Source organism: Pseudomonas helleri (assembly GCF_009600315.1).
Taxonomy (GTDB): domain Bacteria; phylum Pseudomonadota; class Gammaproteobacteria; order Pseudomonadales; family Pseudomonadaceae; genus Aquipseudomonas; species Aquipseudomonas helleri_A.
This window is the reverse complement of the sequence record NZ_WIWC01000016.1, coordinates 1-14633: the sequence shown is the minus strand read 5'-3', so window position 1 is coordinate 14633 and position 14633 is coordinate 1. Positions and strand designations below refer to the sequence as shown.

Below are 14633 nucleotides of genomic sequence, written 5' to 3'. Positions count from 1 at the left end.
GCTGTCGAGCGCAAAGATCAGCGCCATTTTGTAGAGCTATCGCCCCTGAAGTGGAGTCGGCGAGATACACACTGCTGAAGAAGGCTGCGAGCGGCGTCGCACGTTTCGCAAACCCATTCAATGCCGTCGTTTAAGCGTACTGGAGGGCAACTCGCCAAACTGCAGACGATAACTTTCAGAGAAACGTCCCAAGTGTAAAAAACCATAATCAAGCGCCAGTTCGGTCAGGCTGCGAACCGTACAACTGGCATCGCTCAGGCAGGCGTGAATGCGTTCCAGCTTGCGTTGACGGATGTAATGCAGCGGCGTTACGCCAAGCTGGCGCTCGAACAGCGTATACAGCGAGCGCTGACTCATGCGCGCTTGCACCGCCAGGTCTTGCGCACTGAGTTCGTGCTTAAGGTTGCGCTCGATGTAATCGAGGATGCGTTCCAGGCTCACGCTCGCCGAGGCAAGGTTCTCTCGACTGATATTGGTCTGCATCAGGGTCAGTAATTTACTGCCGATAATCTGCGTGTAATGCTCCTGCACTTTGAGCACCGGGTCGCTGGCCTCCGACTCCTGACACACCATGCCCAACAAACCGAGAAACCCTTCCAGTTCGTCCAGTCGATAGTGGTTGCGCATAAAGCGCACTCCGCCCGCCGGCCGCCGCCAACGCTGTTCGTCGCAGACTTCTTCGAGCAGTTTGACCGGCAGTTTGAGGATGAATTTTTCACAGTCCTGCGAGTACGTCAGGTCAACCGGATCGTCCGGGTTAATGACCAGCAGCTCTCCTGGCAGCAAATGGTGCTCGCGCTTGGGCCCGCGCCATAGGCAATTACCGTTAAGCAGCACTTGCAAATGAAAGATGCTCTCAAGCGCAGGCGAGGTCACGCGCACGCTGCCGCCATAACTGATACGGCACAAGTCCAGCTCGGCAAATTTACGGTGATTTAGGCTGGCCTGCGGACGGGTCGTGCGACTCAGGCCAATACAATGTTGCCCGACATGCTGGTTCACATAGTCGGACACGGCATGGGGATCTGCGTGTCGGAACACGCTACTGCGTTCACTCAGCAGGCGGCTATCCATCGGCAAGGCACTCAATCGATATTTTAATTATTGTGGTTGTCACGTCCGCAAGAGTACCCATGTCGCCAGGGCCATATCAATTAGCCACGCATCCAGTGCCCGATAACCGCACACTATTATCCTGCCCACCCTTTGTCGCCGCAGCGGGTCGACTTACCCTGCCACGTCCAAAACAATCATAAGAGCCGATCATGTCCAACCGCTTTCGTGCCACGCCCCTGTCTATTGCCCTCCTCGCAGCTCTGACCGCCAACATCGCCCATGCGGCAGACGTGAGCTGGGTCGACCCGGCGGTTGCCCAGGTCAATCAAGAAGTCATCGATGTACGCCACACCCTTCATCAGAACCCGGAGTTGGGCAATACAGAGGTCAAAACAGCTGCATTGGTCGCCGATCATCTCAAGGCCCTGGGTATTGATGTGCGCACTCAAGTGGGCAAAACCGGCGTTGTTGGCGTGCTTAAAGGCGGCCTGCCCGGCCCGGTGATGGCCCTGCGGGCCGATATGGATGCGCTTCCAGTCAAGGAAATGACCGGCCTGCCCTACGCCAGCACAGCCACCGGTGTACGTCTGGGTAAAACCGTGCCGGTGATGCACGCCTGTGGTCATGACACGCATACGGCCATGTTGCTGGGCGCAGCCAAGGTACTGGCCCAACATCGCGATCAAGTGGCGGGAACCGTGGTATTTCTGTTTCAACCTGCTGAAGAAGGCGCGGCAGATGTTGACGATTTCCAGACTGACACCCTGATCGGCGCACAGGCCATGATCCGCGACGGCGCTCTGGACTCACCCAAGGTGGAAGCTATTTTCGGCGTGCACGTAATGGCCGGTTATCCCACCGGGCATCTGTATTACAAGGCCGGGACCGTGCTCAACAGCAGTGACGGCTTTCGCATCACACTCAAGGGCAGACAGACCCACGGTTCGGCACCATGGAGTGGCGTGGACCCGATAGTAGCCAGTGCAGCGGTGGTCAACGGTCTGCAAACGCTGGTCAGTCGTCGTGTCGATTTGAGTCAGGGCATGGGCGTGATCAGTGTCGGTACCATCAACGGTGGCGCGGCCAGTAATATCATCCCCGAGACGGTGGAAATGACCGGGACCATTCGCAGTAACAGCCCGGCCATTCGCGATACCTTGCTGAAGAAAATGCCGCCACTGGTGCAGGGGATTTCGACGGCCTATGAGACTGAAGCCAATGTGCTAGTGGTCAACCATGCGCCCGTCACCACCAATGATCCTGACCTGACCCGTTCGATGGTCAAAGCACTGGAGCTGGCTGCACCGGGTAAGGTAAAAGAACTGCCGGCGTCGCTGTCGCCCAGCGAAGACTTCTCGTACTACGCGCAAAAAGTCCCGGGGCTGTTCGTCTTTCTCGGCGCCACCCCCGCCGATCAAGACATGAGCAAAGCGCCCAACAATCACAGCCCCTACTTCACCGCCGATGATGCAACGTTGGCAACTGGGGTGAAAGCTCATGTGCAGTTTGTACTCAACTACCCGCAACGCAATACCGCACGCTGACCTGTAGCCGCTGCCGAAGGGTGCGATCGAGCGCGAAGCGGTCGCACATGGAACGACTCGGTGTTTCAGGTTTTACGACGGCTTTGACGCCGATCGCAGCCTTCGTTCCTCGGCAGCGACTACACGTTACGTTAGATAAAGCTGCGAGGCTCACGTAACAGCCTTTCCAGTTCTATGGCCGGCAACGGACGGCAGAACAAAAACCCTTGCACTTGATCACAGCGGTTGTCGGTCAAAAACTCCAGCTGTTCACGGGTCTCAACCCCTTCGGCAATCACTTGTAAATCAAGACTGTGCGCCAGCTCAATGATGGTTCGGGCAATAGCAGCGTCCTGAGGATTTTCGGTCACCATTTTGATAAATGCGATGTCGATTTTCAGTTTGTCGATCGGAAAACGGCTCAGATATGCGAGGCTCGAATAGCCCGTGCCGAAGTCATCAATCGAGATCTTGACCCCGATGTCTTTCAACGCCAGCAAACTGGCAATGGTATGCGGCGTACTGACCATCAATGAGCTTTCAGTCAGCTCCAGCTCAAGCCATTGACCCTCTACCTGATGTTCATTAAGCGAGCGTTCAATCTCCTGGATCAGATCGTCTTGCGCGAGTTGCAGTGCCGAGACATTGACAGCCACTTGCACCAGCCCCAGGCCTGAACGCTGCCAATCAGCGATTTGGCGGCAGGCGGTGTCGATGACCCAGCGGCCTACTTTTGCAATAAGCCCCAGGCTTTCAAGAACGGGCACGAACAGCGCCGGAGAAATCGGCGCCATCCCCGGCCGGTTCCAACGCAACAGCGCCTCAACGCCACATATCTGGCCGTCCGCCAGGCCAATCTTCGGCTGATAGAACAACTCGAACGCTTGTTTGTATACCGCAGCACGCAGCATGTTTTCCAACTCTTGGCGTGCCAAGGCCTCGACGTTCATTTGCGGGGTGTAGAAACGGTACGTGTCCCTGCCCACCTCCTTGGCCCGGCTCAGAGCGGTATGGGCCTGTTTGACCAGATGATGGGCATCAGCGCCGTCATTGGGGAACAAGGCAATACCGAGGCTGGCCGTCATGGGCACATCATGACCATGCACATCAAAGGGTTGGCGCAGCGCCTCACGGATTCGATCAACCATCTGCTGCGCGTCAGGCTGGCCTTCGCGGATTATCAGGATCATGGCGAATTCGTCACCGTCCATACGGCCCAGCGTATCACTGACATTCAGGCAGTTGACCAGGCGATGGCTCAGCTCCAGCAGCATCTGATCGACTTCGAGTGGCCCCCATGTCTCGCTGACCGGCTTGTATTCGTTGAGACTGACCGTGACCACAGCCAAATGCCAGCCTCGAAGTTCCGCCTGTGTCAGCCCCATGTGCAAGGTGGTGTAAAACAGGGTCCGATTAGGCAGGCCGGTCAACGTGTCGTAGTGGGCCATTTGCAGCCGCTGCTGCTCGGACTCCAGAGCCAAACGTGTCCTTTCCTGATCGACGCGCTGGTCGCCCAGCAGCAAGGTGTGATCGCTCTGATAATCACCAAAGGCTTTGAGCCTTAACAGGTTACGTACCCTTAGCCAGAGCTCATCACTGCCCACTGGTTTATTGAGGAAGTCTTCGGCGCCTGCTTCAAGCCCCAGAATGCGGGCACCGGGGTCGCCCAGGCCCGAGAGCATGATGATCGGGATAGGTGCGGTGGATGAATTGCCTTTGAGCTGGCGGGCCACTTCGTAGCCGCTCAAGCCCGGCATCATGATATCGAGCAGGATCAAATCCGGCGTTTGCTGTGCGACCGTCACCAGCGCTTCTTCGCCCGAGCGAGCTGTTAAGGTCAGGTAACCTTGGCTCTGCAAGGAAGCCTCGAGCACTTGGCGAACATTCACATCGTCATCAACGATCAACAGCGTGGCGGGCGTAGCGGACATGTAAAGCCCTCGTATAAAGGCTACTGGCATAGGACGGTGGAACAGGCGGTTTGAGTAAAGCACTCTTATACGGATTGCACCATGCAAGCGAGCTACCGCTCTTGCCGGCGCGGATTGCTGGCACGGTGCATCCCGGATTACCGACTCATCTGCCTTGCAGAGCCCGCCACAGACTCCTTATTAGCGCTGACCGCCACCGCCACCGCCACCGCCACCGCCACCACCGAAGTGTCCACCACCACCACCACCACCACCACCACCACCACCGTGGCCATGACCACCTGGCGGCATAAACATCCAGCAGCCCGACAACGACGACACCGCCATCGCTACAACCAGGGCTTTAACCAAAGACTTCAACATCATTACTGCGTACTCACTTTCAACTGAAAAAACGTCGCCCTTATACCAACGCCTACGCCGCAGCAGGCAAACGTTTACCTAACTTTACAGTCCCCTGAGGGGCACTCACGAACCCGCCATAACGGGTCCAGCCGAGTGGGTCCGCGCGCGCCAGATCCATTGCCGTTCTGATGCCCACAGCCAGACGCCAAAACCCTTCAAAAAAACTGAATTAATCCTCCTTGAATCTCTCTCTTCTTTATCGCTGGGAGATTTAGAGGGTTGCCTTGAGTTATCTGGATTGGGTTCAGTGGCCTGCCATGGTCGTCACAGTGATCGCGGCCTGGCTGATCGGGTCTCTGCGGCCCGCAAGAAGGATGGTGGGGTTTTGCTGTTTCATTCTCAGCAATATCTTGTGGGTTATTTGGGGTGCTCATGCTGAGGCTTACGCGTTGATCGTTCTGCAGATCTGCCTTTGCTCGATGAACCTGCGTGGGTTTAAAAAGAATTTTCAGAGTCAGTAGTCGCCACTTATCCGGAAGCCTGGCTACCGTGCCGATTTTTCCTGAACCCACGAGCGTTAGTAGTGTGACTGCCCGTGCGTGATGCTTTGATGAAAGGCACTCGCCAGCAGGTAAGTCACCTGAAGACACTTAAGCTCGAACCCCATCACTGGTTACCGAATAACCCCGCCTACCGGTCAAAATTTTGAGCGGGTGAGTTTCGTTCGCGACGCCTAGCCCAGAGCGGTATCTAGAAACATCATTACAGCAAAGCCGATCATCAATCCCAAGGTCGCTGGCGTTTCGTGACCGTTTCGATGTGTCTCCGGAATCACCTCATGTGAGACGACAAATATCATTGCTCCTGCTGCTAGTCCTAAAGCGATTGGATAACCTAGGGCAAACCCGCTTGATATGCCAAGCCCCACCACAGCCCCCAATGGCTCCATTAGCCCTGACCCTATCGCTATCAGTACGGCGCGAATTGCAGAGATGCCAGTGACTCGTAAGGCCAAGGCTACCGCCAAACCCTCAGGTATGTCCTGGATTGCAATCGCTGTAGTCAGGGGCATGCCGACGCGTAGATCGCCATTGGCAAAGCTGACGCCGATGGCCATGCCCTCTGGGAGATTGTGCAATGTGATCGCGAGTACAAATAACCAAACGCGGTTGAAGCGCTCAGTCTCTGGCCCCTTACGTCCGATTTCTGCATGTTCATGTGGAACGAATCGGTCAAGACCTACCATCAACGCGACTCCTAGCCCTAGTCCCAAAACTACGACGCAGGCAGCCCATAACTGACTACCCGTGATGGCCTGTGCCGCTTCAATACCCGGAAGAATCAAGGAAAAGGAGCTGGCGGCAAGCATCATTCCTGCCGCAAAGCCGAGCATGATGTCTTGCTTGCGAGAGCTGATATCGCGAAGCGCTATCGCTGCCAGGGCGCCCAAGGCCGTTGCTCCAAACCCACTGAGCCCGCCAAGCAGGGCAAAGCGCAGGTTAGATGCATCGGCTTTGACGATAGCGCTGTACCCGCTCACCAGCAGCAGCAGCGTTAGAGCTAAAGTCGAAGTCCAGAACACAGCTCCCGCCCATCCCTGACGGGATGCACGCTTCAGCCAGTTTCGTGAGGATGTGTCGGGTGGTGTCGATGGTTCAGGCACTACTTCCTCCGTTGTAGAGAACGGCGTCGACCTGACCCAGGATTAGATTGGGCAACTCGAACGATGTATTGAAGTCGTTTGTTATCTACGAACATGACGATTCTCCTCAGGCCTGACAGGCATCGATACTCATTCGATAACTCACCCAATGCGACATCCACGATCATCTGAAACACTGCGCGGCACAATAGTTTAATAAGATTTTTCTGTCGCGACCGGCGGTATAAAGCGCACGAAAAATGATTGAAATAGCTCCTATCGTCGGAAATTCCGCGCGGATATAAACTTACCTTGCTCCGCGGATATCCATATCGCTGCCACTGTAGGGCGTGCTGAAAAAGCTATTGAAGTGACAACGCACGCATTAAATCATATCGACTTAAGGGACTTTCGATGAGTGGAATACGCATATCCTACGGGGTTAAAACGATGAGCATGGTGTTGTTAGCTCAACTACTCGCCGCCTGTGCGGGTAATAATTCGCCCTCTAACGTAATCACGCCTGGCGATGCCAAATCCCCAGCCACGCAATCACTTGAGGCCGGTGCTGCACTCCTTCAATCACGTCCGCCGATAGACGCGTTGAGTGCCTACCTGGATGGCTTTCATTTTTACAACGGCCACATGAATGCTCAGATGGAGGCCCACCACTACTGCGCGATTCTCAACGAGGAAGTCATCCAGTGCGTGATCTACGATGGCAATCGTAAGGACGCCAAGTTGATGGGGGTCGAGTACATTATTAGCGAACAATTGTTCGCTGGCCTGCCCAAAGCCGAGCAGGCACTCTGGCACAGTCATGTTCACGAAGTGAAGTCAGGTCAGCTCGTGGCTCCTGGCATCCCAGAGGTAGCCGAGCATGCTTTGATGGAAAAACTCGTTCATACCTATGGCAAGACATGGCATACCTGGCATTCCGACCTCAATAAAGACCTGCCCCTTGGCGTGCCTCAGCTAATGATGGGATTCACGGCAGATGGGCAGGCCGACCCAAAGATGATTGCAGATCGGGATCGTCGATTCGGTATAGATAGCGCGCAGAAGAAGAAAGCTCGCGCCGACATACCGACGCCCGTCGTTGCACCTGGAGCGGATGCGTGGAGTCAGGGTAAGGTTTTCCAGATAACGGATCCGACGCATACACCGCATCAGCACTAACTTCATTGCCCATAATCAGTGATCGCGAAGATTGGCGACCTCCCGTTCACTTCGATTGAACGATCAGTAAGAGCCCTTCCTCTACTGCAAACCAGTGAAGGGAGGATGTGATCATGATCGAGTCAGCAACCGGCATGAAACCAGGGGAACGATATTTAATCGAGAGCGCACAGCGAACTCGTAATTTTCCAGGTTTTTTTCTTGATGGAAAATACTCTTTAGCCCCCGAACTCCTGACTGCGGTCGGATGGCTTGAAGGTCAGAAATTCCTATACGACGAACTCTTTCATGCACAGGAAGAACATCCCCTCCACACTGGCTATCCAAGCAGCTGTTTTAGGGAAACTGTAAGGCGATACTGGCCGTTCACAAAAATAAAACAGAGGTAAATATGTCCCCTTTTGATATACAGCGAATGTTGATAGACGAATTCCCACTGTCTTATTTGCTTGAAGTAGGCTTCCGGGCTACTTTTGCTTTTTTAGCAGTGTTTCTTTTTCTAAAATCAAGTGGCAGACGAGGCATTAGGCAACTATCACTGTTTGAGCTAGTTGTTATTCTGACGCTGGGTTCAGCTGCGGGAGATGTATCTTTCTATCATGACGTGCCCCTTTTACCGGTTGCAGTAGTCTTCCTCACTCTTTTGCTGCTTTACCGCCTGATTGTTCTGGCCATGACCAAGAGCAAGAAATTTGAAGCCTGGATCGATGGTTCGCCTGTTACCGTCATTAGCAATGGAATGTTCGAAATGAAGGCATTCGAAACGCTCAACATGTCAAATAGCGAATTATTGATGGAGCTTAGACAGCAAGGCGTCGAACATTTAGGACAAGTGAGATTAGGGTTAGTAGAAACTGATGGGGACATCAGTCTTTATTTCTTTGACGAGAAAGACCTCTGCCCTGGACTGTCAGTCCTCCCTGAAGAGCATCGACCTGAATTTCTGAAAATGCCCGCATCAACACTCTACTGCTGCGTGAAGTGCGGTTTCGTGCAATCTATCGATAAGGAACAAGAAGCACGCTGCTTACGATGCGGTCATAACCTCTGGTCAACGGCGCTGAGCACTCGACGCGTCAGGTAAGATTCTGACAAGAACCGCATATTGAGCACTATTCTCGCCCCCTCGATAGCTTCGGCCAGTGATAACTACGCGCAGGCAGTCATTCCACTGGCACTCGGATGCCATGATCATGTTGTAGGTGCCATCGACGGGCGAAGCCCTTAGCACAGTCCATAAGACACATTAATGAACTGATGGATCTGTTGACGAACGCCCAGACTAATAAATTGAATTCCACGTAAGGGAGCAAGGTCACTATTAGAAGTCGACAAAGCAACGGGAGAGCTTATGAGCCTTGCAATGACAATTTTCAGCATCATCACCGCGTGGATGTCCATAGTACTTTCCATGTTGTGGGGGATATTACGAATTGCACGTCGACACCACCCACTCGTTCAACCTAGCGTTCGCTGGAAATACCTATCAGCTCGGCCTGCGCTGCCATTTTGCACCCATCCAAACTGACGCGAAGGACGTGTCCGACCGCGTAGCAAGGCCTCAGGAGCTGCACTGATGTATCCAACTACACCCGATGGCCGCTATTTCGTAGTCAATGGCAAACTCTGGCGGTGCAGTAACCCTTCACTACCTGCAGACGTTCGGCAAAACTTTGTTAACGAACTGATGGCCGCACGTCGTGAGGTAAAGACCGCTAAAGCGTCAGGTGATCCGGGCCAATTGAAGCGCGCGAGGGCCAATGTACAAAAGGTCAAGGTTCAGCTGGGTGAGCGCGGCCCAGTGTGGTGGGTCGATGGTTCCCCCGACTTCAATCAGCGTCACGTTGAAAACACGCCCTATTCTGAGTGGCATGAATCCCTTGCGGTTACGAAAGCGAGATGAGGGTCTTATGCTGGCGCGCCCATTTATCCTGTCATAGTCTTTAAAGAAAACAGGGACTTTGTTCCCGATAGGATCACGAGGGTGCCCGGCAGCCGACATATAAATCGGTGGCATATACCTCTCGAATGCCGGGTATACCCGCGTCTGAGCTTGCGCAGGCTAAACCAGCCGCGTGAAGTTCATCTACCTGGGCTCTGGAATTAGCTCTCAACGTCGGCCCCTCCCATTGCCCGCCGACGCTGGTTCGCTTTTGAAAGGCAACCGTTCCAAGATCACCTTATGAGCCTCTACTTCAAAACGACAATAGGTGTTGGATTGACTCCCTCTTAATGGTGCGCCTTATTTTATTGATGAGTATCCGTCTCCTCTGCGGGATAAAACTCGCCTTCCTTACCTATCTTTTTCAGCCGTTCGCGCACCATTTTCTCAACGCGGGCCACTGCAGCTTGTTCGTCAGGGTTAACCAACTGTAAGCACAAGCGTCGGACATTCTGATCGTGGGTACCCTCGCTCATCATCTCGTGTGTGAAGACTTGTTCGCCACGCCATAGGCATAATTGGGTATGAGTTCCGCCAAGCCATATCTCGTTAATTGATCTAAGGTCGGTTGTAGCCAGTTGATCGACGGTTATTGTCTTATCCATTGCGCTGTACCTTACCAATGAGTAGAGACAGGTAGACTTTCAGGCGTAGCGAGTCGTTCCAAACATCGGCGGTTCAACCGCGTCAATGGCGGAAAATCGGGTACGCAATCGTGAATGGCTGTTCAATAAACTGCTCACTTGAACGCTTGATCCCTGACTCGAATAGCTCAGCGGTGATTCCTTTCAGACGGTATTTTGCCCGTTCGTTTCCGTTGCCTCATTTGCAATACACCGTCCAAAGCTGGTCAGCACGCGTAGTGAAACTCTGACTCATCATTTCCCTGCGCATGCCCCAATCAGGATCCGAGGGCACGCTGGCAACACGTAGTGTCCCCCTGCCCCACCTACCGTTAATTGCATTCAACACGCTCATGACTTTCTCGGTAGCTTCAGGTTGAGAACCAGAGAAAAGGTCGTCGGTGTATTCACCCTTCTGGCAGAGATTTACAAGGAGAACCTCTGCTTTGCTGTATTTGAAGCCTGGTCGAAAGATCCTGTCCACCGCGTCTACAGCAGCCTTGGTCATCAATCGCACATCGTCAGTCGGATAAGGCAGTTCAACCAATACGCCATTGGCATATTTCGCTTCCTCAGGATTAAACATCCCGGTGCGAATGCTCACCCGGACTTTCTTACACAGCGATTTCTGCGCCCGGAGTTTCTCCGTAGCACGCTGCATGTAGGTGGCTACAGCTTCTTTGATAGGCGCAATGTGGGACAACCGCTTTCCGAACATCCGGCTGCAGCAAATTTCCTGTTTAGGTGGATCAGGCTCGTCGAGTTCAAGGCATGGGGTTCCGGCTAGCTCACGAGCTGTTTTCTCGATGACCACGCTAAATTTCTTTCGAAGCATCCAAGCATCAGCCTGTGAGAGATCCCAAGCGGACTTGATACCCATACCTTCCAGATGAAGCGTCATCTTGCGCCCCACTCCCCAAACATCTGAAACTGAGCATTTTTTCAGCACCCAATCGCGCTTGGTTTGGTCACGGAGATCAACGACACCTCCGGTCTGCGCTTGCCATTTCTTGGCCGAGTGATTCGCGAGTTTGCTGAGCGTTTTCGTGCCGGCGATACCAACACCGACCGGGATACCAGTGCTGCGATACACCTGGGCACGGATTTGCCGCCCGAGCGCTTCGATGTCACCTGGCACGCCGGCCAGATCCGCAAAGGCTTCATCAATGCTGTATACCTCAACAGCAGGGACAAGCGACTCGATCACGCTCATCACGCGCAGGCTCATGTCGCCGTACAGCGCATAGTTCGACGAGAAGGCCACGATGCCATGCTGCTTGAGTTTGTGTTTGATTTGGAAGTACGGCTCACCCATCTTCACAAACGGCTTGGCGTCGTAGCTGCGGGCAATCACACACCCGTCGTTGTTGCTGAGCACCACTATTGGCGTTTTGCGCAAATCAGGCCGGAACACTCGCTCACAGGAGGCATAAAAACTGTTGCAGTCGATCAGGGCAAACACTGGCGTCGTCTTAATGTCCATGGCTGCGCACGCTGTAGGTAATGACCCCCCAAATCGACAGGTCGTCCCCTTCCATCACATGGCGGTCGGGGTATCTGGGGTTCTCCGAGCATAAAATGACGCTCTTGCCGCGCAGGCACAGGCGCTTGCACAGCGGATCATTATTGAGCAGCGCCACGACGACATGACCATGTGCCGGTTCGATTGAGCGATCAACCACCGCCAGATCACCGGCAAAAATACCCACCCCCTGCATGCTGTCACCGTCGATGGTCACCAGATAAACATGCGGGGCGCGAACGTTAAGCACTTCATCCAGCGAGATCTGCTTCTCCATATGATCCGCCGCGGGCGATGGAAATCCGGCAGGAATCTTGAACCCACACAGCGGCAAGCGAATCCCCCCACTTGCAAGAGGACCCAAAAGAGTGAAGCTCATGATACGCGCCCTTCAGTTAACTGTATGAATATACAGTTAACTTTGTAGGACGCATCTGGTCAATTCTTCTGACAGGTATTCTGACAGGCGGCCTTTGTGTACAAGGCCCTGTAAAAAAAAATGGATTTGAGTTCAACTGAGCGCCGCTGACTGTTCGACAGCCTGATAAGTGCTGTTGACTTCATTCAGACCAACGTATTCGTGGAAGAAAAGTCCTTGGATTTTTTCCGGCTCAGGACGCTCTAAATGATGACCCAAATTTTGCCTGTCATTCTGTCTGGAGGCTCAGGCTCCAGGCTCTGGCCCCTCTCACGCCAACTCACCCCCAAGCAGTTTCTGCCCTTGACGGGAGAACTGTCGATGCTGCAAGTCACCCTTGAGCGATTACGGGGGCTCAACACCGCAGTGCCACAACTGATCTGCAACGAGCAACACCGCTTTATTGCAGCCGAGCAACTGCGCCAGATGGGGCTTGAGCAGGCCAATATTTTGCTGGAGCCGGTGGGCCGCAATACCGCGCCGGCCATTGCGCTGGCGGCCCTGCAAGCGTGCAATGAGCATGCAGACCCCATTTTGCTGGTACTGCCGGCGGACCACCTGATTAAAGATGTGCCCGCCTTTGAGGCCAGCATTCAAAGCGCTTTGCCTTTGGCGCACGCGGGCAAACTGGTGACGTTCGGGATTGTTCCCACCCATCCTGAAACCGGCTACGGCTATATCGAACAAGGCGAAACCACGGGTGCGGGAGGTTTTAGCGTAAAGCGCTTTGTAGAAAAGCCCGACCTGGAGACAGCACGCGAGTACTTGACCCACGGCGGTTATTTGTGGAACAGCGGTCTGTTCATGTTTCATGCCAAACGTTACTTGCAAGAGCTCGAACGTTATCGCCCGGACATTCTGGCCGCGTGTCGAGCAGCGCTGGCAGGGAGCACGCGCGATATGCACTTCACACGGGTCGATGAATCCGCATTTATGGCCTGCCCGGATGACTCGATTGATTATGCCGTGATGGAAAAAACCGCTAACGCGGTGGTCGTCCCGCTCAATGCCGGATGGAGCGACATCGGTTCCTGGACGGCGCTCTGGGAGGTCAGCGACAAGGACGACCAAGGCAATGTGTTCACGGGTGACGTACTGAATCAGCAGTCGCGCAACACCTATGTGCATGCAAACAGCAGGCTGGTCGCGGCAGTGGGTCTAGATGACCTGGTGATTGTTGAAACACCTGATGCGGTGTTGGTGGCCCACAAGAAGAATGTGCAAGAGGTGAAGCACATCGTCGAGCAACTCAAAAGTAGCTCACGCACCGAGCACATAAACCAGCGCACCGTGTACCGCCCGTGGGGTCTGTATGAGTGCGTGGCCAATGGGCATCACTATCAGGTCAAGCGCATCACCGTAAAACCGGGTGCCAAACTGTCCGTGCAAATGCACCGACACCGGGCCGAGCACTGGATCGTGGTCAGCGGTACAGCCAGAGTGACCAATGGCGAGCAAACCTACCTTATTGGTGAGAACCAGTCGACCTATATACCCATTGGACAGGTGCACGCACTGGAAAATCCGGGCCTGACCCCACTGGAACTCATTGAAGTTCAATCGGGTTCTTACTTGGGCGAAGATGACATCGTTCGATTTGAGGATAAATACGGACGCTTATAACAGCCATAAACAAGGTCCGTGCGGCAGACAACAACCTTTCTGCCCAGCCATGAAATATGATATTACATTCTCGCCATTCATTGATTCAGCGCAGGCGGAAATGCCAGACAGGGCCGCCTCTCGGTATGTGAGGTGAGATCTATGCTTTTTTCAATATACCGAACCGGCATATCCCCGCCCCCGGTGATCAGTTTCGTGCAAAGCGAAGCACTGCTTAATCACCTTGAAGAAGCTATCAGCCCAGACATTATGCCGTTGGGTGCTTTTAATAGAATCACGGGGACGGACGATGATTTGAACGGTGTCAAAGCCGTTTTTATCGAAGCGGGTATTCACGACAGTCTTGGGCTAATTAAACAGGTGCGCACCGTCAATCAAGGTGCCTGCATCTTTGTACTGGTGACGCGCCCCAGCGCGTTATCAAGCGTTGACTATCATATTGCCGGTGCTGATTACTGCATAAAGTTACCGGGTAATGTACAGGATAAAACAAACTTATTAGTGCGCACGCTTGAAGAATCTCGCTGGAACCACCCCCCTCTTCAGCTAAGGCTGGACCGCACAAAGTTACGCTTGTGCAGCGCCACAATCACACTCGAACTCACACACACCGAAATGATGATTATCGACACCTTGCTGAGCGCGCCACACCATGTGATGGGTTATGAACACATTCTGAAAGCGCTGGCCTCCACCATAGCTTTTCATGATCTAAGAGCCCTGGAGAAAGCCATAAGTCGCCTGCGGACCAAGGCGGTTGCAGGAGCTGAGTGCAACACGGTTATTGAATTGACGCAGGAGCATCATATTGCATAGCCAAGGCTTTCTG

14 protein-coding genes and 1 pseudogene are annotated in these 14633 nt (G+C 53.9%); 9 read left to right on the top strand and 6 right to left on the bottom strand.

Annotated elements, in window-relative coordinates; all coding sequences use genetic code 11:
* Positions 1-117: 117 nt before the first annotated feature.
* A complete protein-coding gene (locus GHN86_RS11755) occupies positions 118-1074 on the bottom strand; it encodes an AraC family transcriptional regulator (RefSeq protein WP_153378832.1) in 957 nt (318 codons plus the stop codon).
* 191 nt (positions 1075-1265) lie between these two features.
* Between GHN86_RS11755 and GHN86_RS11750 the strand changes: the two genes are divergently transcribed.
* Positions 1266-2600, top strand: a complete 1335-nt coding sequence (locus GHN86_RS11750; RefSeq protein ID WP_153378833.1) for an amidohydrolase — start codon at positions 1266-1268, stop codon at positions 2598-2600.
* Positions 2601-2731: 131 nt separating this feature from the next.
* On the opposite strand, the gene GHN86_RS11745 is transcribed toward GHN86_RS11750, so the two are convergent.
* Positions 2732-4510, bottom strand: coding sequence for a putative bifunctional diguanylate cyclase/phosphodiesterase (locus tag GHN86_RS11745; protein WP_153378834.1), 1779 nt, complete (start codon positions 4508-4510; stop codon positions 2732-2734).
* Between the two features lie 81 nt (positions 4511-4591).
* On the opposite strand from GHN86_RS11745, the gene GHN86_RS23655 reads away from it, so the two are divergent.
* On the top strand, positions 4592-4900 hold the full coding sequence (locus tag GHN86_RS23655) for a hypothetical protein (protein ID WP_228389614.1): 309 nt from the start codon (positions 4592-4594) through the stop codon (positions 4898-4900).
* A 272-nt stretch (positions 4901-5172) separates the two neighbouring features.
* Positions 5173-5376, top strand: coding sequence for a hypothetical protein (locus GHN86_RS23650; RefSeq protein ID WP_153378894.1), 204 nt, complete (start codon positions 5173-5175; stop codon positions 5374-5376).
* Positions 5377-5588: 212 nt separating this feature from the next.
* On the opposite strand, the gene GHN86_RS11730 is transcribed toward GHN86_RS23650, so the two are convergent.
* Positions 5589-6437, bottom strand: a complete 849-nt coding sequence (locus tag GHN86_RS11730; protein WP_397462498.1) for a ZIP family metal transporter — start codon at positions 6435-6437, stop codon at positions 5589-5591.
* A 510-nt stretch (positions 6438-6947) separates the two neighbouring features.
* Between GHN86_RS11730 and GHN86_RS11725 the strand changes: the two genes are divergently transcribed.
* The 4 genes and pseudogenes from GHN86_RS11725 (at position 6948) to GHN86_RS23640 (ending at position 9579) form a co-directional block, all read left to right on the top strand.
* On the top strand, positions 6948-7676 hold the full coding sequence (locus tag GHN86_RS11725; protein WP_228384878.1) for an OBAP family protein: 729 nt from the start codon (positions 6948-6950) through the stop codon (positions 7674-7676).
* A 113-nt stretch (positions 7677-7789) separates the two neighbouring features.
* Positions 7790-7960 (top strand): annotated as a pseudogene (locus GHN86_RS23960) (short-chain dehydrogenase); the annotation flags it as partial.
* A 107-nt stretch (positions 7961-8067) separates the two neighbouring features.
* On the top strand, positions 8068-8760 hold the full coding sequence (locus GHN86_RS11715) for a DUF421 domain-containing protein (RefSeq protein WP_153378836.1): 693 nt from the start codon (positions 8068-8070) through the stop codon (positions 8758-8760).
* A gap of 492 nt (positions 8761-9252) precedes the next feature.
* Positions 9253-9579 carry a hypothetical protein gene (locus GHN86_RS23640; protein ID WP_153427664.1) on the top strand — a complete coding sequence of 109 codons (327 nt, stop codon included), beginning with the start codon at positions 9253-9255 and terminating at the stop codon, positions 9577-9579.
* Positions 9580-9923: 344 nt separating this feature from the next.
* On the opposite strand, the gene GHN86_RS11710 is transcribed toward GHN86_RS23640, so the two are convergent.
* From GHN86_RS11710 to GHN86_RS11700, 3 genes are all read right to left on the bottom strand, one after another.
* Positions 9924-10223, bottom strand: coding sequence for a hypothetical protein (locus tag GHN86_RS11710; RefSeq protein ID WP_153378837.1), 300 nt, complete (start codon positions 10221-10223; stop codon positions 9924-9926).
* 217 nt (positions 10224-10440) lie between these two features.
* Positions 10441-11724 (bottom strand): Y-family DNA polymerase, encoded by a 1284-nt coding sequence (locus tag GHN86_RS11705; protein ID WP_153378838.1) that lies wholly within the window; start codon positions 11722-11724, stop codon positions 10441-10443.
* Positions 11714-12142, bottom strand: a complete 429-nt coding sequence (locus GHN86_RS11700; RefSeq protein WP_153378839.1) for a LexA family protein — start codon at positions 12140-12142, stop codon at positions 11714-11716. Before GHN86_RS11700 ends, GHN86_RS11705 begins: the two co-directional genes overlap by 11 nt.
* Before the next feature lie 246 nt (positions 12143-12388).
* On the opposite strand from GHN86_RS11700, the gene GHN86_RS11695 reads away from it, so the two are divergent.
* Positions 12389-13804: a mannose-1-phosphate guanylyltransferase/mannose-6-phosphate isomerase gene (locus GHN86_RS11695; RefSeq protein ID WP_153378840.1), complete on the top strand. Its 1416-nt coding sequence runs from the start codon at positions 12389-12391 to the stop codon at positions 13802-13804.
* Between the two features lie 141 nt (positions 13805-13945).
* Positions 13946-14620 carry a winged helix-turn-helix domain-containing protein gene (locus tag GHN86_RS11690; RefSeq protein ID WP_153386636.1) on the top strand — a complete coding sequence of 225 codons (675 nt, stop codon included), beginning with the start codon at positions 13946-13948 and terminating at the stop codon, positions 14618-14620.
* Positions 14621-14633 lie beyond the last annotated feature (13 nt).

What these genes read in the sequence shown, in the direction of transcription:
- GHN86_RS11695 (WP_153378840.1), top strand. Translation starts at nt 12,389, where the DNA reads ATGATGACCCAAATTTTGCCTGTCATTCTGTCTGGAGGCTCAGGCTCC.
- GHN86_RS23650 (WP_153378894.1), top strand. Translation starts at nt 5,173, where the DNA reads ATGGTCGTCACAGTGATCGCGGCCTGGCTGATCGGGTCTCTGCGGCCC.
- GHN86_RS11755 (WP_153378832.1), bottom strand. Translation starts at nt 1,074, where the DNA reads ATGGATAGCCGCCTGCTGAGTGAACGCAGTAGCGTGTTCCGACACGCA.
- GHN86_RS23655 (WP_228389614.1), top strand. Translation starts at nt 4,592, where the DNA reads ATGCAAGCGAGCTACCGCTCTTGCCGGCGCGGATTGCTGGCACGGTGC.
- GHN86_RS11745 (WP_153378834.1), bottom strand. Translation starts at nt 4,510, where the DNA reads ATGTCCGCTACGCCCGCCACGCTGTTGATCGTTGATGACGATGTGAAT.
- GHN86_RS11710 (WP_153378837.1), bottom strand. Translation starts at nt 10,223, where the DNA reads ATGGATAAGACAATAACCGTCGATCAACTGGCTACAACCGACCTTAGA.
- GHN86_RS11750 (WP_153378833.1), top strand. Translation starts at nt 1,266, where the DNA reads ATGTCCAACCGCTTTCGTGCCACGCCCCTGTCTATTGCCCTCCTCGCA.
- GHN86_RS11690 (WP_153386636.1), top strand. Translation starts at nt 13,946, where the DNA reads ATGCTTTTTTCAATATACCGAACCGGCATATCCCCGCCCCCGGTGATC.
- GHN86_RS23640 (WP_153427664.1), top strand. Translation starts at nt 9,253, where the DNA reads ATGTATCCAACTACACCCGATGGCCGCTATTTCGTAGTCAATGGCAAA.
- GHN86_RS11705 (WP_153378838.1), bottom strand. Translation starts at nt 11,724, where the DNA reads ATGGACATTAAGACGACGCCAGTGTTTGCCCTGATCGACTGCAACAGT.
- GHN86_RS11715 (WP_153378836.1), top strand. Translation starts at nt 8,068, where the DNA reads ATGTCCCCTTTTGATATACAGCGAATGTTGATAGACGAATTCCCACTG.
- GHN86_RS11725 (WP_228384878.1), top strand. Translation starts at nt 6,948, where the DNA reads ATGAGCATGGTGTTGTTAGCTCAACTACTCGCCGCCTGTGCGGGTAAT.
- GHN86_RS11700 (WP_153378839.1), bottom strand. Translation starts at nt 12,142, where the DNA reads ATGAGCTTCACTCTTTTGGGTCCTCTTGCAAGTGGGGGGATTCGCTTG.